This window comes from Microbacterium canaveralium (assembly GCF_047238045.1).
GTDB lineage: Bacteria > Actinomycetota > Actinomycetes > Actinomycetales > Microbacteriaceae > Microbacterium.
In genome coordinates this window covers 1,610,385-1,633,577 of record NZ_JBDFMA010000003.1, presented here as the reverse complement: position 1 = coordinate 1,633,577, position 23,193 = coordinate 1,610,385, and the positions used below count along the sequence as shown (strand labels likewise).

At 69.5% G+C, this 23,193-nt stretch carries 19 protein-coding genes; 11 read left to right on the top strand and 8 right to left on the bottom strand.

All coding sequences use genetic code 11. The features are described 5' to 3' along the window. The first annotated feature begins 80 nt into the window (after positions 1 to 80). From ABC271_RS08765 to ABC271_RS08755, 3 genes are read left to right on the top strand one after another with little or no spacing between them, the layout of a single operon-like run. A complete protein-coding gene (locus ABC271_RS08765; protein ID WP_412924502.1) occupies positions 81 to 1,109 on the top strand; it encodes a sugar-transfer associated ATP-grasp domain-containing protein in 1,029 nt (342 codons plus the stop codon). Then, entirely contained in the window at positions 1,109 to 1,759 is a 651-nt protein-coding gene (locus ABC271_RS08760; protein WP_412924501.1) for an alanine racemase C-terminal domain-containing protein, read from the top strand. Before ABC271_RS08765 ends, ABC271_RS08760 begins: the two co-directional genes overlap by 1 nt. Next, the gene (locus tag ABC271_RS08755) at positions 1,756 to 2,814 is read left to right on the top strand and encodes an alanine racemase (RefSeq protein ID WP_412924500.1); all 1,059 of its coding nucleotides are present in this window, start codon (positions 1,756 to 1,758) and stop codon (positions 2,812 to 2,814) included. The genes ABC271_RS08760 and ABC271_RS08755 overlap by 4 nt, the downstream gene beginning before the upstream one ends. A gap of 30 nt (positions 2,815 to 2,844) precedes the next feature. Here ABC271_RS08755 and ABC271_RS08750 read toward each other — a convergent pair whose 3' ends face one another. Continuing rightward, positions 2,845 to 3,066: a DUF7455 domain-containing protein gene (locus ABC271_RS08750; protein WP_412924499.1), complete on the bottom strand. Its 222-nt coding sequence runs from the start codon at positions 3,064 to 3,066 to the stop codon at positions 2,845 to 2,847. A 163-nt stretch (positions 3,067 to 3,229) separates the two neighbouring features. Here ABC271_RS08750 and ABC271_RS08745 point away from each other — a divergent pair, with 163 nt between their 5' ends. Then, positions 3,230 to 5,302: a DNA gyrase/topoisomerase IV subunit B gene (locus ABC271_RS08745; protein ID WP_412926124.1), complete on the top strand. Its 2,073-nt coding sequence runs from the start codon at positions 3,230 to 3,232 to the stop codon at positions 5,300 to 5,302. Positions 5,303 to 5,350: 48 nt separating this feature from the next. On the opposite strand, the gene ABC271_RS08740 is transcribed toward ABC271_RS08745, so the two are convergent. Continuing rightward, on the bottom strand, positions 5,351 to 7,810 hold the full coding sequence (locus ABC271_RS08740; protein WP_412924498.1) for a DNA gyrase/topoisomerase IV subunit A: 2,460 nt from the start codon (positions 7,808 to 7,810) through the stop codon (positions 5,351 to 5,353). A gap of 70 nt (positions 7,811 to 7,880) precedes the next feature. On the opposite strand from ABC271_RS08740, the gene ABC271_RS08735 reads away from it, so the two are divergent. After that, positions 7,881 to 9,008: an alkaline phosphatase family protein gene (locus tag ABC271_RS08735; protein ID WP_412924497.1), complete on the top strand. Its 1,128-nt coding sequence runs from the start codon at positions 7,881 to 7,883 to the stop codon at positions 9,006 to 9,008. A gap of 11 nt (positions 9,009 to 9,019) precedes the next feature. Here ABC271_RS08735 and sepH read toward each other — a convergent pair whose 3' ends face one another. Then, positions 9,020 to 10,063 carry a septation protein SepH gene (gene sepH / locus ABC271_RS08730; RefSeq protein ID WP_412924496.1) on the bottom strand — a complete coding sequence of 348 codons (1,044 nt, stop codon included), beginning with the start codon at positions 10,061 to 10,063 and terminating at the stop codon, positions 9,020 to 9,022. A gap of 211 nt (positions 10,064 to 10,274) precedes the next feature. On the opposite strand from sepH, the gene ABC271_RS08725 reads away from it, so the two are divergent. Next, positions 10,275 to 10,568: a DUF4193 domain-containing protein gene (locus tag ABC271_RS08725; protein WP_228162853.1), complete on the top strand. Its 294-nt coding sequence runs from the start codon at positions 10,275 to 10,277 to the stop codon at positions 10,566 to 10,568. Here the strand turns inward: ABC271_RS08725 and ABC271_RS08720 are convergent. After that, positions 10,543 to 11,034, bottom strand: a complete 492-nt coding sequence (locus tag ABC271_RS08720; RefSeq protein WP_412924495.1) for a DUF3093 domain-containing protein — start codon at positions 11,032 to 11,034, stop codon at positions 10,543 to 10,545. The genes ABC271_RS08725 and ABC271_RS08720 overlap by 26 nt on opposite strands. 12 nt (positions 11,035 to 11,046) lie before the next feature. Between ABC271_RS08720 and dut the strand changes: the two genes are divergently transcribed. From dut to dxs, 5 genes are all read left to right on the top strand, one after another. After that, a complete protein-coding gene (gene dut / locus ABC271_RS08715) occupies positions 11,047 to 11,502 on the top strand; it encodes a dUTP diphosphatase (protein WP_412924494.1) in 456 nt (151 codons plus the stop codon). Then, positions 11,499 to 12,107, top strand: coding sequence for a DUF3710 domain-containing protein (locus ABC271_RS08710; RefSeq protein ID WP_412924493.1), 609 nt, complete (start codon positions 11,499 to 11,501; stop codon positions 12,105 to 12,107). The genes dut and ABC271_RS08710 overlap by 4 nt, the downstream gene beginning before the upstream one ends. After that, positions 12,104 to 12,853, top strand: a complete 750-nt coding sequence (locus ABC271_RS08705; protein WP_412924492.1) for a DUF3159 domain-containing protein — start codon at positions 12,104 to 12,106, stop codon at positions 12,851 to 12,853. Before ABC271_RS08710 ends, ABC271_RS08705 begins: the two co-directional genes overlap by 4 nt. Positions 12,854 to 12,988: 135 nt before the next feature. Further along, positions 12,989 to 15,820, top strand: a complete 2,832-nt coding sequence (gene acnA / locus ABC271_RS08700) for an aconitate hydratase AcnA (protein ID WP_412924491.1) — start codon at positions 12,989 to 12,991, stop codon at positions 15,818 to 15,820. Between the two features lie 164 nt (positions 15,821 to 15,984). Then, positions 15,985 to 17,934, top strand: coding sequence for a 1-deoxy-D-xylulose-5-phosphate synthase (gene dxs / locus ABC271_RS08695; protein WP_412924490.1), 1,950 nt, complete (start codon positions 15,985 to 15,987; stop codon positions 17,932 to 17,934). 58 nt (positions 17,935 to 17,992) lie between these two features. On the opposite strand, the gene ABC271_RS08690 is transcribed toward dxs, so the two are convergent. The 4 genes from ABC271_RS08690 to ABC271_RS08675 all read right to left on the bottom strand — a co-directional run bounded on the left by ABC271_RS08690 (position 17,993) and on the right by ABC271_RS08675 (position 23,187). After that, the gene (locus tag ABC271_RS08690; protein WP_412924489.1) at positions 17,993 to 20,131 is read right to left on the bottom strand and encodes a 3-hydroxyacyl-CoA dehydrogenase NAD-binding domain-containing protein; all 2,139 of its coding nucleotides are present in this window, start codon (positions 20,129 to 20,131) and stop codon (positions 17,993 to 17,995) included. Beyond that, a complete protein-coding gene (locus ABC271_RS08685) occupies positions 20,128 to 21,336 on the bottom strand; it encodes a thiolase family protein (protein WP_412924488.1) in 1,209 nt (402 codons plus the stop codon). Before ABC271_RS08685 ends, ABC271_RS08690 begins: the two co-directional genes overlap by 4 nt. Before the next feature lie 71 nt (positions 21,337 to 21,407). After that, a complete protein-coding gene (locus ABC271_RS08680) occupies positions 21,408 to 22,604 on the bottom strand; it encodes a ribonuclease D (protein WP_412924487.1) in 1,197 nt (398 codons plus the stop codon). Next, entirely contained in the window at positions 22,597 to 23,187 is a 591-nt protein-coding gene (locus ABC271_RS08675; protein ID WP_412924486.1) for a DUF3000 domain-containing protein, read from the bottom strand. The genes ABC271_RS08680 and ABC271_RS08675 overlap by 8 nt, the downstream gene beginning before the upstream one ends. Between the last annotated feature and the right edge of the window lie 6 nt (positions 23,188 to 23,193).

Sequence of the window (23,193 nt, the reverse complement as noted above, 5' to 3'; positions counted from 1 at the left end):
GATGGGTACTTCGGACGCGCTGCCGACGGACGTCGACCGGCGGCGTCGGACCTCCGACCGAGAAAGCGATCAGCCTGCCGATGGACATCTCCCCGAAGGCGCGCGCCGCCTACTTCCTCAAGCGTGCCGCCGCATTCCGCCCCGCGCGAGTCTGGACCTTCGCCCGCCAGATCGGCCAGGAGCAGGGCAAGTGGGCGCCGCTGGTGCTGGTGGACATGCTGTGGTGGGCCGCGTTCCACGACACGGCGTACATCGACTACTACGAGGCCGACTTCGCGCTGCTGAATCGCCGGGAGCGCAAGACCTTCATGACCTCGCTCATCCAGCACCACCTGGCCACCGCGGTCAACGACCGCGAGGTCGCGAAGACGCTGGAGAACAAGCTCAACTTCAACCGCGCGTTCGAGGAATTCCTGGGCCGCGAGTGGCTGCAGCTCGACACGACCGACACCGCCGCGCTCCAGGACTTCGCCGCTCGGCACCCAGTGATCATCGCCAAGGTTCCCGTCAGCCGTGAGGGGAAGGGCGTCTTCCGTTACGACACCGCGGAGGTCACGGACTGGGAGGCCTTCCGCGCGGAGCTCATCGAGAAGGGGCAGATCCTCATCGAGCAGCCGATCGTGCAGCACCCCTACCTCGCCGCGTACTGCGCGGGAACGGTGAACACCACCCGCATCACGACCTATTTCGACGGCGAAACCGTCCACCCCATGGTCATGGTCCAGAAGTTCGGGCGTGGCGCGGTGAGCGACCAGTTCACGTGGGGCGGCTTCTTCACGATGCTCGACGACGACGGCCACTCGGTGGGACCCGGGCACACCGGCAAGCACAAGAGCAGCTACGAGGTGCATCCCGAGTCGCAGCAGTCGATCGTGGACTTCCAGGTGCCGCTGTGGGACCAGGCCCTCGCACTGGTCGACAAGGCCGCCCGGCGGATCCCCCAGGTGCCCTACGTCGGATGGGATGTCGCGGTGGGCCCCGACGGTCCCGTCCTCATCGAGGGCAACTGGATTCCGGGACTCTACGAGACGCGCGTCAGCACGACGGGCATTCGCGAGGGGTCGCGGCCCCGTCACGAACGACTGATGGGCGCCGCGCTCCACCGCTGATGACTCCCGACACCGCGATGCCCGCGACTCCCGATGTCGCCGGGGGAGTCACCCCGGTGGCTCACCTGTCGGAGCGGAACCTCCGCGCGAATGCCGGGCTCGCGCCGATCGCCCCCGCGGACGATGTGCTCACGGCCGACGCGTGGGGGCACGGCGCCGAGTGGGTGGCATCCGTTTTGTCGTCACTGGGTGTCGACGCACGGGATCTCGACGCGGCGACCCTCTTCGGTCTGCCCGGCGGCGACCTCCGTGCACGACCGGTTCTGTCCCTCCGCGGACAGGTGCTCGGGACGAAGCCGCTCCTCCGGGGGGAGGGCGTCTCGTACGGCTACACGCATCGCGCTCCGCGCGACACGACCGTGGCCCTCGTGACCGGCGGGTACGCGCAGGGCGTCGTCCGCTCGCTCGGCAACGTGGCCGACGTCGTCATCGACGGGCACCGTCATCGGATCGTCGGCCGTGTCGCCATGGACGTCTGCGTCGTCGACGTCGGCGAGACCCGTCCCGCTCGGGGGACGGACGTGGTGTTCTTCGGCGACCCCGACCACGGTTATCCGTCTCTGGCGGAGTGGACGGATGCCACCGGCTGGAGTGCCGGAGAAATCGTGGCGTCCGTGGGGTCCCACGCCGTTCGGGCGGTCCACGCATGAGCGCCGAGTACCTCGTCGATCTCGACGTCTTCTCCCGCAACCTCGCGCGCGTGCGGGAGGCCATCGCTCCCGCGCAGCACATGCTGGTGGTCAAGGATGACGCGTACGCGCACGGCATCCCCGAGATCGTCCGGCGCGCGAGCGCCGAGGGTGTGTCGTGGTTCGGCGCCTTCGATGTCGAGACCGGCCGCGCCGTGCGCGCAGCCGTCGGTCCGCAAGCCCGCATCTTCGTCTGGCTGCTCGGCGGTCCCGACGACCTCATCGCCGGGATCGCCGCAGACCTCGACCTCGGCATCGGCGACGAAGAGCTCCTGAACGACCTGGCGCGGATCCCCGCGGGTCCGTCGCCGGCGCGCGTGCACCTCAAGATCGACACGGGCCTGCACCGCAACGGCATCCGACCCGAACGATGGAGTGCCGCGCTCGGTCTGCTCTCGACCCTCGTCGACGCGGGAGCGGCGCAGTTCGAAGGCGTCTGGTCGCACATCTCGGAAGCGTCGGATGCCGACGACGACGACGCCCGCGAGATCTTCCTCGCCGCCCGCACCGCCGCCGTCGACGCGGGCCTGACGCCGCGGTTCTCGCACCTGGCCGCCAGCGCGGCCGGGTTCGCCCGTGCCCCGTTCCGCGAGGACCTCGTCCGTGTCGGAGCGTTCTCCTACGGCATCCGCCCCGCCGGTGGCCCGGGGGAAGCGGAGCTCGGGATCGAGCCGATCTCGACGCTGGTCGCCTCGGTCGTCGCGGTCGAGGGTGACGCTGTGCGCGTGGACCTCGGCCACCTCCACGGCCTGCCGTCGACACTGCAGGGGCGATTCTCCGTCGCGACCCCTGCCGGGCCTCGTCGCGTGCGCCGCATCGACGCGGTCGCGATGACCGTCGACGGATGGCCGGATGCCTCCGTCGGTGACACCGCGATCGTGTTCGGGCGCGGGGGAGTGGCATCCGCGACCGACCTGGCCGAACTCATCGACACGATCGGTGAGGAGATCGCGCTCCGGGTCTCGCCGGTCGTGCCCCGTCGCTATACGACGAACGGGCCCCGTTCCGCTCGCTGAGAGCGGCTCGGGGCCCGTTCGGACGAAAGATCATTCGGTGGCGTTGAGACGCGCGGTCTCGTCGTGCCACGACGTGGCGATGCTGCGGAGCTTCTCTTCGTACTTGCGTCCGTGGTGGGCGCAGAAGAGCAGTTCGCTGCCGTTCACCTCGGCGGCGATGTAGGCCTGCGCTCCGCAGGAGTCACAGCGATCAGCCGCCGTCAGACGGTGGTCGAGGACGACGGACGCGTCGGGTGCAGTCGTAGTGGTCATCTCGGGTGCCCTCCTCGGTGGCTCGTTGGGCGAGTCTGTCAATAGAACCACGCGGATGTTTCCCCCATGCCGCGCGCGCATAACATTTCGCTGTGCGCGTACGTCGGCCCCGCCGGACCGTGTGTCTGCAAGTCGATGTCGGAGCCCGCGATTACGCTGGGAGATCGTGACGTCCGAGTATTCCGCCCATCATCTCCAGGTCCTCGAAGGACTCGAGGCGGTGCGCAAGCGCCCGGGCATGTACATCGGGTCCACCGACTCCCGCGGCCTCATGCACTGCTTGTGGGAGATCATCGACAACTCCGTCGACGAGGCCCTCGGCGGTTTCGGGTCGCGCATCGACATCGTGCTCCACGGCGACGGCAGTGTCGAGGTGCGCGACCGCGCCCGCGGCATCCCCGTCGACGTCGAGCCCCGCACCGGGCTCACCGGTGTCGAGGTCGTCTTCACGAAGCTGCACGCCGGTGGCAAGTTCGGTGGCGGCTCGTACGCGGCCTCGGGCGGCCTGCACGGCGTCGGCGCCTCCGTGGTCAATGCCCTGTCCGAGCGCCTCGACGTCGAGGTCGACCGCGGGGGCAAGACCTACGCGATGTCCTTCCACCGCGGCGAGCCCGGCGTCTTCGCGGGGCCCGGTCCCGACTCGACGTTCACGCCGTTCGAGCGCAGCAGCGAGCTGCGCGTCGTGGGCAAGGCCGCCCGCGGCGTCACGGGTACGCGGATCCGCTACTGGGCCGATCGGCAGATCTTCACCAAGGACGCGGCCTTCGGGTTCGACGAGCTCGTGCAGCGCGCGCGGCAGACCGCGTTCCTCGTGCCCGGGCTCGAGCTCGTCATCGCCGATGAACGGGGCGACGAGCCCGTCGAGACGAGCTACCGATTCGACGGCGGCATCTCCGAGTTCGCCGACTTCCTCGCGCCCGACTCCGCCATCACCGACACGTGGCGCCTGACCGGCACCGGCACGTTCGCCGAGACGGTTCCCGTCCTGCAGCCCGGCGGATCGATGATTCCGACCGAGGTGCAGCGCGAGTGCGAGGTCGACATCGCTGTGCGCTGGGGCACCGGCTACGACACCACGACACGGTCGTTCGTCAACATCATCGCCACCCCCAAGGGCGGCACGCACCAACAGGGCTTCGAGCAGGGCCTGATGAAGATCCTGCGCACTCAGGTCGAACAGAACGCTCGGAAGCTCAAGGTCGGCAACGACAAGATCGAGAAGGATGACATCCTCGCCGGCCTCACCGCCGTCCTCACTGTTCGCCTGCCCGAGCCGCAGTTCGAGGGGCAGACGAAGGAGGTGCTCGGAACACCCGCCGTGCGCCAGATCGTCACGCAGGTCGTGTCCAAAGCCCTGACGGAACGGTTCACCTCCGCCAAGCGCGACGACAAGGCGCAGACCGCGCTGCTGCTCGAGAAGGTCGTCTCCGAGATGAAGGCGCGGATCTCCGCGCGCACGCACAAAGAGACGCAGCGTCGCAAGAATGCGCTGGAGTCGTCCTCGCTGCCCTCCAAGCTCGTCGACTGCCGCTCGAACGACGTCGCCGACTCCGAGCTGTTCATCGTCGAGGGCAACTCGGCGCTCGGCACCGCCCGCGACGCGCGCAACAGCGCATATCAGGCACTCCTCCCCATCCGCGGCAAGATCCTCAACACGCAGAAGGCGTCCATCAGCGACATGCTGTCCAACGCCGAATGCGCCTCGATCATCCAGGTCATCGGGGCCGGCTCCGGTCGCTCGTTCGACCTCGACGCTGCCCGCTACGGCAAGATCATCCTGATGAGCGACGCCGACGTCGATGGCGCTCACATCCGCACGCTGCTGCTGACGCTGTTCTTCCGCTACATGCGGCCTCTCGTCGAGGCCGGGCGCGTCTTCGCCGCCGTGCCGCCGCTCCACCGGGTGATCGTGATGAACCCCGGCTCGAAGCCGAACGAGACGATCTACACCTACAGCGAGCAAGAGTTGCACGGCCTGCTGGCCAAGCTCAAGAAGGCGAACAAGCGCTGGCAGGAGCCCATCCAGCGGTACAAGGGACTCGGCGAGATGGATGCCGACCAGCTCGCGACCACCACGATGGACCGCGCGGGCCGAACCCTCCGCCGCGTGCAGGTGCGCGACATCGAGGAGGCGGCCAAGGTCTTCGACCTGCTCATGGGCAGCGACGTCGCCCCGCGCCGCGAGTTCATCGTCGACTCCAGCGACCGCCTCGCGCGCGAGCGCATCGACGTCTGAGTCCCCGGGCCGAACCGGCGCGCACCGGCCGGTTCGGCGCCGTGGAGCTCAGCGGATCGCGGTGCCGATCGCGCCGACGACCGCGTCGAGCGGCTGCCCCGACGCATCGCGTTTGGCTCCCGGTTCCGGAAGAGAGCGCACCGACCCGTCGGAGCCGACGGCCCGCGGGTCGGACCCGACCCACGCGAGCGTCAGCGCGTCTTCGCCACGGAGCAACCGCTGAGCGCGGACGCCTCCGGTCGCGCGCCCCTTGGCCGGGAACTCCGCGAACGCCGAGACCTTGGCGCTTCCGGCATCCGTTCCCGCCAGCGCGGTGGTCGAGCCGGCGATCGTGACGACGACCGCGTCGAACGCCGAGCCACCGACCACGGCGAAGGCGATCACGTGCGCACCGTCGGACAAGCGGATGCCGGCCATGCCCCCGGCCGAGCGCCCCTGGGGCCGCACGGACGACGCATCGAAGCGGAGGAGTTGCGCGTCGTCGGCGATGAACACGAGCTCCGCCGCATCGGAGGCCGGGGCCGCCCCGACCACCCGGTCGCCGTCGCGGAGGGCGATGATCTCGATCTCGGGCTTCGTGCCGAGCTCGCTCGCCGCGACGCGCTTCACGATCCCCTGGGTCGTGCCGAGCGCGATGGGGGCACCGTCGGTCAACGGCACGAGCGCGACCACCTGCTCGCCCTTGCCGAGGGTGAGGTACTGCTCGACCTTGGTTCCCGCGGACAGCTGCACCGCGTTCCCCGGCACGGACGGCAGGTCGACGGGGGAGAAGCGGACGAGACGCCCGGCCGAGGTCACGGCGCCGATGTCTCCACGCGTCGTCGTGTCCACCGAGGAGCGGATCGCGTCGTGCTTGGCGCGTCGCGTCGGAGCGACGACCCCGCCGCCCGGCGCATCGACGGTGAGCTCGGCGCGCACCATGCGGCCGGTCGCCGAGAGAAAGACGCGGCAGGGCGCATCCGCGATCTGCAGATCAGCGGCCGCGGCGGCCTTGGCCGACCGGGGCTGCACGGGACCACCGTTGAGGAGCATCGTGCGGCGGGGCGTGCCGTAGGCCTCGGCCGCGGCCTCGAGCTCGGTCGCGACCTGGGCGCGCAACAGGACCTCGCTGCCGAGCAACTCGACGAGCTGGTCGATCTCGGCCTTGAGCTGGTCGCGCTCCGCCTCGAGCTCGATGCGGGAGAACTTCGTGAGGCGTCGCAGGCGCAGTTCGAGGATGTACTCCGCCTGCGGGTGCGACAGGTCGAAGACCTCCTGCAGACGCATCCGTGCCTGCTCGCCGTCGTCGGACGAACGGATGACCTGGATGACCTCGTCGATGTCGAGGATCGCGATGAGCAGACCCTCGACGAGGTGGAGACGCTCGCGTCTGCGGGCCAAGCGGTACTCGCTGCGCCGCGTGATGACGCGGATGCGGTGGTCGAGGTACACGCGCAGCATCTCGCGCAGACCGAGCGTCTGGGGCTGTCCGTCGACGAGCGCGACGTTGTTGATCCCGAAGGAGTCCTCGAGCGGAGTCAGTCGGTAGAGGTGCTCGAGCACCGCCTGGGGGTCGAAGCCCGTCTTGATGCCGATGACCAGACGCAGCCCGTGTTGACGGTCGCTGAGGTCGGTGACGTCGGCGATGCCGGCGAGCTTCTTCGACTGGACGGCATCCTTGATCTTCTCGATCACCCGCTCGGGGCCGACGAGGTAGGGGAGTTCGGTGATGACGATGCCGGTGCGGCGGGGTCCCAGCGACTCGATCGACGCCTTCGCGCGCGTCCGGAACGACCCGCGGCCGTTCGTGTACGCGTCCTTGATGCCGTCCAGACCGACGATGATGCCGCCCGACGGCAGGTCGGGGCCGGGGACGAACTCCATGAGCTCCTCGACCGTGGCATCCGGGTTCCGCAGGAGATGCGTCGCCGCCCCGACGACCTCGATCAGGTTGTGCGGCGCCATGTTGGTGGCCATGCCGACCGCGATGCCGGTCGCGCCGTTGACCAGCAGGTTCGGGAAGGCGGCCGGCAGCACATCGGGCTGCTGGAACTGTCCGTCGTAGTTCGGCACGAAGTCGACGACGTCCTCGTCGAGGTTCTCCGTGAGGGCGAGGGCGGGCGGCGCCAGTCGCGCCTCGGTGTAGCGGGGGGCGGCCGGGCCGTCGTCGAGCGAGCCGAAGTTGCCGTGCCCGTCGATCAGCGGCACACGGAGCGAGAAGTGCTGCGCGAGACGTACCAGGGCGTCGTAGATCGGGGCATCGCCGTGGGGGTGGAGCTTTCCCATCACCTCACCGACGACGCGTGCGCTCTTCACGTGCCCGCGATCGGGACGCAGGCCCATCTCGGCCATCTGGTACAGGATGCGACGCTGCACCGGCTTGAGCCCATCGCGCGCATCGGGCAGTGCGCGCGAGTAGATCACGGAGTACGCGTACTCGAGGAACGACCCCTGCATCTCGGCCGAGACATCGACGTCTTCGATGCGCTCGCGTGCGGGGGAAGCGGCGGAGGAACGGGAATCGGGCATAGGTGCGGCCTCGGGTCGGGCGGGCGTCGATCTCGACGGGGGCGGAATGTCGTGTGGAAGACTGGCCCCGATGTCTATCAGCCTACCGGCGGGCCCGCCGCGCGCCCGGAGCCTCACCGGTGTGGTGAGCCAGGCGATCTCGGCCCTCGACGGTCGGTCCGAGTGGTTTGCGCCGGCCCGGAGCGCCGTCGTGTTCGTCGTCGACGGGCTCGGGTCGCACAACCTCGCGGAGCGCCGCGGTCATGCCCGGTTCCTCGGTTCCGCCGGGACGCGCCGCGATGTGGCCCGCACGGTCTTCCCCTCGACGACCGCCGCCGCTCTGACGAGCATGCTGACCGGCACCGACCCGGGGGAGCACGGGATCGTCGGTTACCGCACGCGCATCCCCGGCACCGACGTCGCGGCGAACCAGCTGCACGGCTGGGAGACCGACGGCCTCGACCCGCACACGTGGCAGCGCAGCCGCCCGCTCTTCGAGATCGAAGCGGAACGCGGGCGCCCGTGCTTCGTCGTCTCCCGTCCCGACTACACCGGCACCGGGTTCACGGAGGCGACGCTGCGGGGCGCGGAGTTCGTCTCCGCCACGGACGTGCGTGAACGCGCCGCGATCGCGGCCGACCTCGCGGGTCGGCATCCGGGCGCTCTCGTCTACCTCTACGCACCCGACCTCGACACCGCGGGGCACCGCGACGGGTGGGAGTCCGAGCGCTGGATCGACGCCCTGGAGCGCGTCGATATCGCCGCGCGCGATCTCGCCGGCGCGATCGGTCCCGGCACCGGCGTGATCGTCACGGCCGACCACGGCATGGTCGACGTGCCCGCCCGGAAGCACGTGCTGCTCACGCACGGCGACCCGCTCGTCGAGGGCGTCGACATCGTCGGCGGCGAACCGCGCATGCTGCACCTGTACACCGCGGACGGCGAACGGGATGCCGTTGCCTCACGCTGGCGCGAGCGGGAGCAGGCGCGGGCCTGGGTACTGACACGCGACGAGGCGATCGCCGCCGGGCTGTTCGGTCGCGTGGATCCCGCCGTGCACGACCGCATCGGAGACGTCCTCGTCGCTGCGCGCGGACGTTTCGCGTACTACGACGACCGCGAGACCGACAAGCGCCCGCAACGCATGGTCGGTCAGCACGGGTCGCTCACCGACGAGGAACGCACCGTCCCCCTGCTGCGCCTCGGCGCCTTCGCCTGACGACGAGCGGATCAGCTCTCGTCGGTGCGCGCCCCGAACACGATCTCGTCCCACGACGGCATCGACGGCCGCCCCTTCGCCCGGCGACCGGAGTCGGAGGATGCCGGGGGAGCGGTGGTCCGCTCGGGTTCGACGTCGGGCTCGTCGGCGCGGTATTCGGGCTCCAGCGCGTCGAAGAGCGCCACGGGCGCACTGGGTACGCGCGGCTCGGGTTCCCGCACCTCTGCGGCACCGGGCAGCGGTTCACGCTGACCGCGGCGGCGGCGCAGCGCCTCCAGGAGGTCGGCGGTCTCGGACGAGGTCACCGGAGCGTCGGGGGCGCGCTTGATGGCCGCCGCCTGCACGGCTGCGGCGACCGGACCCGTGGCCTCCACCCCGGGTTCGTCCTCGATGTCGAGTCGACGCGGACCGAATGCGCCGCTGTCGAACCGCGAGTCGTCTTTGGGAAGCGGGGTGTCCAGCGCGCGCAGGCGGGGAATGAGTCCCTCGGGCAACGAACCTTGGCGTGAGAGTTGGATCGCGTCCGAGTTCTGCGGCGACAGGGTGCTGCGGCGGGGGTCGAAGCCCCATCGGGCGTCGTGATCGATGCCGTTGGCGACGAACTCCAGCTTGACCATCCAGCCGGAGGAGTCCTTCCAGCTGGTCCAGCGCTCGGACGACGCACCGGCCTCGCTGAGCTTCGCGCGGACGGCGGCACCGAAGGTGATCGGCGCGTCGTGCTCGAGCGCGCCCCCGAGGAGCACGGGCACGGCCAGCGCCTGCGCGACGACGTGCTCTCGCTCGGCCAGGACGGGGCCTTCGAAGCGCTGGACGTCTTCCACGCGGGCGTTCAGCAGGGTCGCGACCTCGCGGGCCGAGAGTCCTGCGCGGATGTGCGCCTGGATGTCACGGGGGCTGGCACGGGGCGCGCGCTCGTCGTCGTGCTCGCGCCCACGGCGCGCACGACGCGCCTCGGCGCGCAGCACCTCGTCGAGCGGCAGGGCGAATCGTTCGCCCGCTTCGGTCGCGACGACGAGGACGTCATCCTCGGTTCCGATGACTTTGAGCTGTTCCATACGAAACACCCCTCCGATCTGCGGTCGAGCCCCATGCTGACACGGCCGTGGCGCCGGAGGCGGGAATAACGCGGGCGCGCCGCGAGTTTGACGCCTCGCAGCCCGCACCATCCCAGACAAGCGCATTTGCTAATCGGGGTCGGGTCATGCAAACTATGGCCGCCCGTTCGGGCGATGCACCACGAAAAACCGGAAGTAGAGACCTTCACGCATGGCCACCGATTACGACGCACCGCGCAAGACCGAGGACGACAGCGAGTCGATCGAGGCCCTCAAGGAGCGCGTGCCCGACAAGACGTCGGGGTCGATCGACAACGAGGATGCCGACAACCCCTCGGGCTTCGAACTGCCCGGAGCCGATCTGTCGGACATCGAGCTCGATGTCGTCGTGCTTCCCCCCCAGGAGGACGAGTTCACTTGCATGAACTGCTTCCTGGTGAAGCACCGTTCCCAGATCGCCGAAGAGAGCGGCTCCGGCTTCATCTGCCTGGAGTGCGCAGCCTGACCTGAGCGCGCTGGATCGCCGCCACGAGGCGATCCGGCGTCCGGGTGGAGACCACCCACAGGGGAGTCGGATCATCGGGATCGGTCACGGGCACCGTGACGATCCCGTCGATCCCTCCCCGGATGACATGCCAGGCCCGATGGTCGAGACCACTCCCACGGGCCGTCCGCGCTTCGTCCGCCACCACGCCTGCCGGCGTCCCGAGATACTCCACCGGGATGTGCGCGCGGCCCGCCCGCAACTCTCCGTCGCGCAGTTCGATCACGGGGGAGAGTGCGACGAGGGCAGCCACGATCCCCACCGAGACCAACAGGCCCACGACGAGGGCGACGGTCGTGTCGATGGGAGAGAAGACCAGGGCCGCCATCGGCCCGCAGACCGCCGCGGCGACGAGCGCCCACAGCGATGGGCTCAGGCGTTCGCGGTACTCGATTCCGGTGCGGATGCCGCACCCCCTCTTCTGCATTACCCTCGTGGGGTGACCGAAACGGTGGACGTCCTCATTGTCGCATCCGAGATTCCGGTCTTCGCCCACCCCGGCGACGCCGGAGCCGACCTCGTCGCCGCCGAGGCGGTTCGTCTCGAGCCCGGTCGGCGTGCGCTCGTCCCGACCGGCGTGCGCATCGCCCTGCCCGAGGGGTACGCCGCCTTCGTCGTCCCCCGCAGCGGACTGGCGGCGAAGCACGGGATCACCATCGTCAATTCGCCCGGCACGATCGACGCGGGCTACCGCGGCGAGATCAAAGTGGCGCTGCTGAACACCGACCTCGACGAGGCCTACGAGATCGCGGTCGGAGACCGCATCGCGCAACTCATCGTCATGCCCGTCCCACCCGTGCGCTTCATCCCCGTCGACGAGCTCCCCGCCAGCGTGCGAGGAGAAGGCGGCTTCGGATCCAGCGGCTACCAGACCCCCTCAGGGAGCACCCGATGACCGACGACTCCGAGCCGCAGATCGAGGCCGCGCCACCCGCCAAGAGCGGGCCCGTCGACCGCGAGACCGCCGGACCCTTCGACGAGTCCGAGGCGAACGCGGTGCGCCCGTACATCGACCTGGGCGGAATCAAGATCCTCCCGCGTGAGGGCCTGAACCTGAGGCTCGAGGTCGAAGAGCAGACCAAGCGCATCGTCGCCGTGGGCTTGGATTACGCCGAGTCCACCCTCCAGGTGCAGCCGTTCGCGGCGCCGCGCTCGAGTGGCCTGTGGGCCGAGACCCGCGACCAGATCCGCCAGCAGATCAAGCAGCAGGGCGGTCGTGTCGAGGAACGCGAAGGACCGCTCGGTCCCGAGCTGCTCGCCGAGGTTCCGGTCGTGGCCGGACCCGACGGCGCCACCAAGCGGCTCGCCCGCTTCGTCGGGGTGGACGGCCCGCGCTGGTTCCTTCGCGGCGTCATCGGCGGCGCCGCGACGTCGGACGTCGACGCGGCGACGGCGGTGGAAGACCTCTTCCGTTCGATCGTCGTCGTGCGCGGCGGGTCGCCGATGCCCCCGCGTGATCTGATCCCGCTCCGGATGCCGGGCACCCCCGCCACGACATGAGCGACTCCGCACGCCCGGATGACGCCGACCGCGTCCCGCTCGAGCCGCCGTCCGCGGCCGACAGCGTCTCGGCCGCGCTGGGGAGCGCCGCGCGTCGCGCGGGGCTCGACCCGTCGAAGCACTCCTCGACCGGCGCGGCCGTGTGGGCGGCGATGGGCGGCGTGCGCGGCATCCTGGAATCCGTCCTGCCCTCCCTTGCATTCGTCATCCTGTTCACCGTCACGACCGATCCCGAGTCGCGGCAGGGGAATCTGCCGCTGAGCCTCGGCGTCTCGGTCGGCCTGGCGCTCGTCTTCACGATCGTGCGCCTGCTGACGAAATCGCCGCCGAGCGCGGCGATCGGAGGGCTCGTCGCCACCGTCGCAGCCGCGCTCCTCGCCCTGTTCACGGGCCGCGGTCAAGACAACTTCGTCTTCGGGTTTTTCACCAACGGTGCGTACGGGACCGCTTTTCTGGTGTCCGTCCTCGTCGGGTGGCCGCTGATCGGCTTGGCCGCCGGCTACCTTCTCGGCGAGGGGACCGCCTGGCGCACCGACAAGCGCAAGCGACGCGTGTACTCGCTGCTGTCGCTCGGGTGGGCGGCCTTGTTCATCGCCCGCCTCGCGGTGCAGCTCCCGCTCTACTTCGCCGGCGACGTGACGGCCCTCGGCACGCTCAAGATCATCATGGGGTTGCCCCTGTTCGCCCCGATGGTCGCCGTGACGTGGCTCGCCGTCCGCGCTCTCTCGCCGCGCCGCGAGTCCTGATATATTTATCTTGATATCAAGATAAATCTCCCTCCCTCGCGGTTAGGTCGGCCTTCCTGGCATCCTCCCCATCGCGAGGGGAAGATGGGAGAGGGCGGGCCGACGCCTGCGCATACGCCGACGAAGGAGACGATCGTGTCCACGGTTGACAGCTTCGGTGCCAAGAGCACCCTGACGGTCGGCAGCACCGACTACGAGATCTTCCGCATCGACACCGTCGCCGGGTACGAGAAGCTCCCGTTCAGCCTCAAGGTGCTGCTCGAGAACCTGCTCCGCACCGAGGACGGGGCCAACGTCACCGCGGAGCAGATCCGTGCCCTCGGCTCCTGGAACCCGGATGCCGAGCCCGACACCGAGATCCAGTTCACGCCCGCACGCGTCGTGATGCAGGACTTCACCGGCGTCCCCTGCATCGTCGACCTCGCCACCATGCGCGAGGCCGTGACGGCCCTCGGCGGAGACCCCAACCGCATCAACCCGCTCTCGCCCGCCGAGATGGTCATCGACCACTCGGTCATCGCCGACCTCTTCGGCAGCGAGAACGCGCTCGAGCGCAACGTCGAGATCGAGTACGAGCGCAACGGTGAGCGTTACCAGTTCCTCCGCTGGGGCCAGACGGCCTTCGACGACTTCAAGGTCGTCCCGCCGGGAACCGGCATCGTCCACCAGGTCAACATCGAGCACCTCGCCAAGGTGGTCTACGACCGCACGGTCGACGGCGTCCTGCGCGCCTACCCCGACACCTGCGTCGGCACCGACTCGCACACCACGATGGTCAACGGCCTTGGCGTGCTGGGCTGGGGCGTCGGTGGCATCGAGGCCGAGGCGGCGATGCTCGGTCAGCCCGTGTCGATGCTCATCCCGCGCGTCGTCGGCTTCAAGCTCAGCGGCGAGATCCCGGCGGGCGTCACGGCGACCGACGTCGTCCTCACCATCACCGACATGCTGCGCAAGCACGGCGTCGTGGGCAAGTTCGTCGAGTTCTTCGGCGAGGGCGTGGCATCCGTGCCGCTGGCCAACCGCGCGACGATCGGCAACATGAGCCCCGAGTTCGGCTCGACGGCCGCGATGTTCCCCATCGACGACGTCACGCTCGAGTATCTCCGTCTCACCGGTCGCGACGAGCAGACCGTCGCCCTCGTCGAGGCGTACGCCAAGGAGCAGAAGCTCTGGCACGACCCGGCCCGCGAGCTCGTCTTCAGCGAGTACATGGAGCTCGACCTCTCGACGGTCGTCCCCTCGATCGCCGGTCCGAAGCGTCCGCAGGACCGCATCCTTCTGTCCGAGGCCAAGTCGCAGTTCGAGAAGGACATCCTCAACTACGCCGCCGTGACGTCGGATTCCATCGTCGACCTCGAGAGCGACCAGTCGTTCCCGGCCTCCGACCCGGGCCCCGTGCCGGGCGACGAGCACACCCACACCGGTGAGGTGCTCATCTCGTCGGGTCACCCCGTCAACGCGTCGAAGCCGGTCAAGGTCACCACGCCGGAGGGGCAGTCGTACCTGCTCGACAACGGTGCGGTCACCCTCGCGGCGATCACGTCGTGCACCAACACCTCGAACCCGTCGGTCATGATCGCGGCGGGTCTCCTCGCGAAGAACGCCGTCGACAAGGGCCTCAAGCGCAAGCCGTGGGTCAAGACCACGCTCGGCCCCGGCTCGAAGGTCGTCACCGACTACTACGAGAAGTCGGGTCTCGACAAGGCGCTCGAGGGCCTGGACTTCTACACCGTCGGCTACGGCTGCACGATCTGCATCGGCAACTCCGGCCCCCTCATCGAGGAAGTCTCCGAGGCGATCAACGAGAACGACCTCGCCGTCACGGCTGTCCTCTCGGGCAACCGCAACTTCGAGGGACGCATCAGCCCCGACGTGAAGATGAACTACCTGGCATCCCCGCCGCTGGTGGTCGCCTATGCACTGGCCGGGTCGATGAACTTCGACTTCGAGACCGACGCCCTGGGCAAGGACCAGAACGGTAACGACGTCTTCCTCAAGGACATCTGGCCGGCCCCCGACCAGGTGCAGACGATCATCGACGCGTCGATCTCGCGCGAGCAGTTCATCCAGCAGTACGCCACCGTGTTCGAGGGGGACGAGCGCTGGAAGAACCTCCCGACCCCGACCGGTCCGATCTTCGAGTGGGATGCCGACTCCACCTACGTGCGCAAGGCCCCTTACTTCGACGGCATGTCGATGGAGCCCTCGCCGGTCACCGACATCTCCGGTGCGCGCGTGATGGCGACGCTCGGAGACTCGGTCACCACCGACCACATCTCCCCGGCCGGAAACATCAAGGCGGGCACGCCCGCCGCGCAGTACCTCATCGAGCACGGCGTCGCGCAGAAGGACTTCAACTCCTACGGCTCGCGTCGCGGGAACCACGAGGTCATGATCCGCGGCACGTTCGCGAACATCCGCCTGAAGAACGAGCTCACGGCCGCGGTCAACGACGGCACGGTCGTCGAGGGCGGCTACACCCGTGACTTCACTCAGCCCGGCGGACCGCAGTCGTACATCTTCGACGCGAGCCAGAACTACCAGGCGCAGGGCACCCCGCTGGTCATCTTCGGTGGCAAGGAGTACGGCTCGGGCTCGTCGCGCGACTGGGCGGCGAAGGGCACGAACCTGCTCGGCGTGAAGGCTGTCATCACCGAGAGCTTCGAGCGCATCCACCGCTCGAACCTCATCGGCATGGGCGTCGTCCCGCTGCAGTTCCCCGCCGGCGAGAGCTGGAAGTCGCTGGGCCTCGATGGCACCGAGATCGTCTCGATCGAGGGCCTCGAGCAGCTCAACGAGGGCGTGACCCCCAAGACGGTGAAGGTCACCGCCGAACCGAGCGAGTTCTCGCCCGAGGGCAAGCAGACCGTGACGTTCGACGCCGTGGTCCGTATCGACACCCCCGGTGAGGCCGACTACTACCGCAACGGCGGCATCCTGCAGTACGTGCTGCGCTCGCTGGTCTGATCCCGCATCCTCCGCGCCCCGGGAGCCTCGGCTTCCGGGGCGCGGTCGCGTTTCCCGACACCCTGAATCGCTCGCTGGCAAGCCTTTGCCGGGCCCCGTCCGGGTGCCGAGACTAGAATCGACAGACGCGCGGACCTCCGCGCGCACCGCACGAGAGGAGTCAGATGGCTCTCCTACCCGGCATCCACGGTCCGCGTGACCTCGACGGTCTCACTCCCGATCAGCTGCGGCAGCTCGCCGCCGAGATCCGCTCGTTCCTCGTCGAGAACGTCGCCCGCACGGGCGGCCACCTCGGCCCCAACCTGGGCGTCGTCGAGCTGACGATCGCTCTGCACCGCGTCTTCGACTCCCCGGCCGACCCGATCATCTTCGACACCGGGCACCAGTCGTACGTGCACAAGATCCTCACCGGACGCCAGGACTTCGCGCAGTTGCGTTCCCGCGGCGGCCTGGCCGGCTACCCGCAGCGCTCCGAAAGCGAGCACGACATCGTCGAGTCGTCGCACGCGTCGAGCTCGCTCAGCTGGGCCGACGGCGTTTCGCGGGCGTTCTCACGCACCGGCCGCCGAGACCGCCACGTCGTCGCCGTCGTGGGCGACGGTGCCCTCACGGGAGGTATGACGTGGGAGGCGCTGAACAACATCAGCGACGACAACGACCGCAACCTCGTCATCGTCGTCAACGACAACGGCCGGTCGTACGCCCCGACCATCGGCGGCATGGCCCGCTACCTCAACCGCGTGCGCACGAACGAGGCGTATCGGCACCTGCATCAGAGCTCCGACACGCTGTTCCGTCGCCTGGGGCCGGCGGCGCGGGCGGTCTACCGCGGCGTTCGCGGCGGCACGCACGGCTTCCTGTCGCGCTTCACGAACAACGAGGCGCTGTACAGCAACCTCGACATCAAGTACCTCGGACCCATCGACGGTCATGACTTCGAGTCGCTCATCGAGACGCTCGAGTTGGCGAAATCGTATGGAGCCCCCGTGATCGTGCACGCGATCACCGACAAGGGCAGCGGCTACGCCCCGGCGCTCAGCGACGAGGCCGACCAGTTCCACGCGGTCGGCAAGATCGACCCCATCACGGGCGAAGCGCTGAGCTCGAGTGGGGGCCCGCAGTGGACGGACGTCTTCGCGGACGAGCTCACCGCCGTGGGCGCGGAGCGCGACGATGTCATCGCCATGACGGCCGCGATGCTGCGACCCACCGGCTTGCAGGCCTTCGCGGAGCGTTTCCCCGAGCGCGTGTACGACGTCGGCATCGCCGAGCAGCACGCGGTCGCCTCGGCCGCGGGCCTCGCCTTCGGCGGGCTGCACCCGGTCGTCGCGATCTACGCGACGTTCATGAACCGCGCGTTCGACCAGGTCATGATGGATGTCGCCCTGCACAAGGCCGGCGTCACGTTCGTGCTCGACCGCGCCGGTGTCACCGGCCCCGACGGGCCGAGCCATCACGGCATCTGGGACCTCGCGATGCTGCAGCTCGTGCCCGGCATCCGGATCGCCGCTCCGCGCGACGCGACGCGCTTGCGCGAGGAGTTCCGCGAAGCGGTCGCGGTCGGCGACGCCCCCACGGTCGTGCGGTATCCGAAGGGCGGTGTGCCCGCGGATCTCGAGGCGATCGAACGTCTGCCCGACGGCGTCGACGTTCTGGCCCGCGGTTCGTCGGACGACGTGCTCCTCGTGGGCATCGGCCCGATGGTCCATCTCGCCATGGAGGTTGCGGAACGCCTTCGCGCGCAGGGGATCGGAGCCACGGTCGTCGACCCCCGGTGGGCGATCCCCGTGCAGCCGTCGATCATCGACCTCGCGCGCGAGCACCGGCTCGTGATCACCATCGAGGACGGCATCCGCGTCGGCGGCGTCGGCACTCGCGTCCGTCAGGTTCTGCGCGAGGCCGGGGTCGACACGGCCGTGGACGAGCTCGGCATCCCGGACGAATTCATCGACCACGCCACGCGCGAGCAGATCCTCGAGGATGCCGGGCTCACGGCATCCAAGATCGCTCATGACGTGGTGGCCCAGGTGCTCGGAACGCGGGTTCCCATGGCGCGGCAGACGCCCACCGGCTCGATCCCGACGCTGGAGGAGTGGGAGAAGTCCCGCCCGTAAGCCCCGCCACGCTCGACAGCGGCGCCGCCCCCTCAGGGGACGGCGCCGCTGTGGTGTTTCACCCGCCGATGCCGCGGATGGGCGGGTGGTGGAACGTGTCGCCGAAGGCGCGCTCCGACGCTCCCTCCCGGTCGAGGTAGGGCGACGCGCCGCCGTCGATGAACGGCCAGCCGGCGCCCAGGATGAGACACAGGTCGATGTCCTGCACCTCGGGCACGACGCCCTCGTCGAGCATGATCTTGATCTCCTGCGCGAGACCGTCCTGCACGCGGGCGAGGATCGTCTCGGGGGCGACGGGCGTCTTGCCGGTGACGAGCACCTTCTGCGCGGCCTTCGTCCAGCCCGTGACCCGGCCGCCCTTGTCCTTCTCGACGACCTCGGGAAGGGCGGCGAGCTCGTGGAAGTTCTCCGACGCGAAGAAGCGGTCGGGGAAGGCTCCCGCCATCGTGTCCTGCACGTGTGCGGCGACCTTCCACCCGACGAGGTCGATGAGCTGGAACGGCCCCATCGGCAGACCGAGCGGAGCGAACGCCTTCTCGACCACCGTGATCGGAGTGCCCTCGTAGACGGCGCGCGCGGCCTCGCCCATGACCTTGGCCAGCAGACGGTTGACGACGAATCCGGGGGCGTCGGCGGTGAGCACGGCGTTCTTGCCGAGGCCCTTGGCCACGACGAACGCGGTCGACAGGGCGGCGTCGGAGGTGGCATCCGTCTTCACGACCTCGATGAGCGGCATGACCGCGACCGGGTTGAAGAAGTGGAAGCCGACGAGCCGCTCGGGGTGCTCCAGTGCCGAACCGATCTCGGCGACCGACAGCGAGGAGGTGTTGGTCGCGAGGATCGTGTCGTCCGAGACGATCTTCTCGATCGCCGAGAACACCTCTTGCTTGACCCCCACTTCCTCGAACACGGCCTCGATGACGAAGTCGCAGTCGGCGAACTCACCGCGGTCGGTCGTGCCGTGCACGAGGGCGCGCAGCTGGTTGGCGGTGTCGGAGTCGAGCCGGCCCTTCGCCTCGAGCTTCCCGATCTCCTCACGGATGGAGGCCACGCCCTTGTCGACGCGCCCCTGGTCGAGGTCGGTGATGACGACGGGGACCCGCAGCTTCCGGACGAAGAGCAGCGCGAACTGCGACGCCATGAGCCCCGCACCGATCACACCGACTTTCGTGACCTTCTTCGCCAGCGCCTTGTCGGGCGCGCCGACCGGACGCTTCGCGCGCTTCTGCACGAGGTCGAAGGCATACATGGATGCCGCGAACTGATCGCCCGTGATGAGGTCGGCGAGAGCCTCGTCCTCGCGGGCGAACCCCTCCGCCTTGGTGCCGCCCTTGGCCTTCTCGAGCAGGTCGAGTGCAACGTAGGGGGAGCGGGGGACCGTGCCGATCTTCGACTCGAGCATGCCGCGCGCGACCTTGATGGCGATGGGCCACTTGGTGAGACGTTCGATCTTGCCGGGCTCGTTCTTCCGCTCGACCTTCACGCGCCCGGTGAGCACGCCGTCCGCCCAGCGCAGCGAGTCCTCGAGGTAGGACGCCGCGGGGAAGATGGCATCCATGATCCCGAGGTCGTAGGCCTGCTGGGGCTTGAGCATCCGGTTCTGCTTGAGCGGGTTGGACACCACGACCTCGAGCGCGTTCTCGATGCCGATGAGGTTCGGCAGCAGGTAGGCGCCGCCCCAGCCGGGGATGATGCCCAGGAACACCTCGGGCAACGCGATCGCGGCGGCCGAGGCGTCGACCGTGCGGTAGGTCGAGTTCAGCGCGATCTCCAGGCCGCCGCCGAGGGCGAGACCGTTGACGAACGCGAACGAGGGAACCCCGAGGTCGGAGAGCGACCCGAGCACCTGGTGACCGCGCTGCGCGATGAGGCGCGCGATGTCTTTCGACGGAAGCTTCGCCACGTCGGACAGGTCGGCACCGGCGGCGAGGATGTACTGCTTGCCGGTGATCGCCACGGCGTGGATCTCGCCCGCCGCCGCCCGCTGCTTCAGGGTCTCGAGCGTCTGTCCGAGCTCTGCGAGGGTCGCCGGGCCCAGCGTGTTCGGCCGGGTGTGGTCGCGCCCGTTGTCGAGGGTGACGAGGGCGACGACGTTGCCCGAGGGCAGACGCACGTCGCGGACGGGGGAGTGGGTGACGACCTCGTCGCCGGTGAGGGCGTCGAGGGGCGAGAAGTCGATCGCGGAGTAGTCGGTCACTTGCGCTTCTTCTTTCCGTCGAAGAACGGGTTCTCCCAGATCACGGAGCCGCCCTGGCCGAGGCCGACGCACATGGCGGTGAGGCCGTAGCGCACGTCGGGGCGCTCGGCGAAGTGCGCGGCGAGCTGGATCATGAGGCGGACGCCGGATGCCGCGAGCGGGTGGCCGAGAGCGATCGCGCCGCCCCAGGGGTTCACGCGCGGGTCGTCGTCGGCGATGCCGAAGTGGTCCAGCAGCGAGATGACCTGGATCGCGAACGCCTCGTTCAGCTCGAACAGGCCGATGTCGTCGATCGTCAGGCCGGCCTTCTTCAGCGCCTTCTCGGTCGACGGGATCGGGCCGATGCCCATGATCTCGGGCTGCACACCGGCGAACGCGAACGAGACCATCCGCATCTTCGGCGTGAGGCCGAGCTCCTTCACCGCGTCCGAGCCGGCGAGCAGGCTGATCGTCGCTCCATCGGTGAGGGGCGACGACGTGCCGGCCGTGACGCGACCGTGCGGCCGGAAGGGGGTCTTGAGGGATGCCAGACCTTCGAGGGTCGTCTCGGGTCGGCGCCCCTCGTCCTCGGTGGCGAGGCCCCAGGCGCCCTCGGCATCCTTGACGGCCACCGGAATGAGGTCGGGCTGGATCTTGCCGGCCTCGTAAGCCGCCTGCACCTTGTGCTGGCTGGCCATGCCGAAACGGTCCGCCCGCTCCTTCGTCAAGTGCGGGAAGCGGTCGTGGATGCGCTCGGCGGTCACGCCCATGTTCAGCGCGCCCGGGTCGACCAGCTTCTCGGCGACGAAGCGCGGGTTCGGGTCGGCGTTCGCGCCGATGGGGTGGTGCCCCATGTGCTCGACGCCGCCCGCGAGGGCGAGGTCGTACATTCCGACGCCGATCGAGGCGCCCATCGTGGTGACGCTCGTCATCGCTCCCGCGCACATGCGCTCGATGGCGAGGCCGGGCACGGTCATCGGCAGCCCGGCGAGGATCGCCGCCGTGCGTCCGAGCGTGAGGCCCTGGTCACCGGTCTGCGACGTCGCGGCGATCGCCACGTCGTCGATCCGGTCCTTCGGCACATCGCCGTTGCGCTCCATCAACCCGATGATCGCCTTGACGACAAGGTCGTCCGCGCGGGTGTTCCAGTACATGCCCTTCTCGCCGGCGCGCCCGAACGGGGTTCGCACACCATCGACGAAGAAGACGTCTGACATCTCGGCCACTCTGCCTCCATACATTGGGATGCAGCCAGCCTAGGAAAGCCTCCGCGACGCGAAGAATCGGTTGTCCGAACCTACGAATCCGTCTCCGCGACGTCCGCAGGCTCGTTGACGGAAGCTACAAAGCTATCGGCGATGACCTGTGCAGTCTGCTCAATCTGCCACGGGCGCGCTCCGAGCTCCGCGAGGGCGGCGGAGATGGCGTCGGCCGTGATCTCGGCCGGGGGAGTCCACGCGACACGCCGGAGGGTCTCGGGGGTGAGCAGGTTCTCGGTCGGCATCCGGAGCTCCTCCGCGCGTGCCTCCACCGCGGGACGCGCGGCCTTGAGACGACGATCGGCCTCGGGGTTGCGGTCGACCCACGCGCGCGGCGGGGGCAGAGTGTCGCTCGGCACACGATCCGGCGGAAGGTCGGTGGTCTCGCGCCCGGCGACGATCGCGTTCCACCAGCGATCGAGCTGCGTCCGGCTCGCCCGCCCGTTGAACTCCTTGACCCCCGCGAGGGCCTGCTTGCTCGACGGGTCCGCGAGGACGGCCGCCACCAGGGCGCGGTCGGGCACGAGCCGACCCGGCGCGACGTCCTGCTCGCGGGCGTAGTCCTCGCGCGCCTGCCACAGCGAGCGCGCCACGGCCAGCGAGCGGCGGCCGCGCACGGTGTGAAGGCCGCTGAGGCGACGCCAGGGGTCCTCGCGCGGCGGCTTCGGGAGCCGCTCGAGCACGGCCTGGAATTCCTGTCGCGCGAACTCGGTCTTCTGCTGCTCGTCGAGTTCGGCGGCCAGCTTGTCCCGCACGTCGACCAGGTGCTCGACGTCGAGCGCCGCGTACTCCAACCACGACGCGGGCAGCGGGCGCGTGGACCAGTCGGCGGCGGAGTGGGCCTTGGCGAGCGTGATGCCGAGCGTCTCCTCGACCACGGCACCGAGGCCGACACGCTCGTGTCCGAGCAAACGAGCACCGAGCTCGGTGTCAAATATCTCGGGGGGTTCGAGCCCCCGCTCGCGCAGCGACGGAAGATCCTGGCTCGCCGCGTGGAATACCCACTGCACGTCGCCGATGGCCGCCTGCAGCGGCGAGAAGTCATCGATCGTCGACGGGTCGAACAGGAACACCCCGGCGCCACGACGGAACGCCTGGATCAGGTAGGCCCGCTGCGAGTACCGGAATCCCGACGCACGTTCGACGTCGACGGCGACGGGACCGACCCCGGATGCCAGCGACTGCGACGCCGCGGCCAGGCCTTCGGCATCCTCGATGACGGTGTACTCAACCACGCGGGGGCCTCCGGGCTCCGAGGACCGCGACACCCTCGGACCCCGGGGGGAGTCCGGCGAGCATGCAGACCAATTCGGCCCACGCCTCCAGGTGCGGGCGAAACGGACCGCGCGGCGACCACGACGCGCGGAGTTCGATCTGTGACCCTTCACCCTGCGCCGCGAGCGCACCGAATCCGGTCGACAGCGTCTTGGTCGCCGTCCCCGATTCGGAGTGTCGTTCGGCACCCCGCGAATCCAACGCGTCGATGAGCCAAGACCACGCGACCTCGGCGAGGAGCGGGTCGACCCCGATCTCGGGCTCGAGCGGCGCCTGCGCGAAGCAGACGACGCGCCACGCGCCACCCCACTGCTCCGGCTCCTCCGGGTCGTGCAGCAGGATGAAGCGTCCCGTCCCGAAGAGCGAGTCGGTCGCGTGCGCCTCCGGGCGCACATCGCCCGCGAGCGCCAACGACTGCGGGGCCAGCCCCGCAGGAGACGGGATCTCGCGCACCACGAAGTCGTCGCGGAACGGCGTCGCGCGCAACTCGTCGGTCGCCCGGGCGAAAGGGGTCGCCGCCTCGGGTGAGCGGGGGTCAGTCACGGCCAC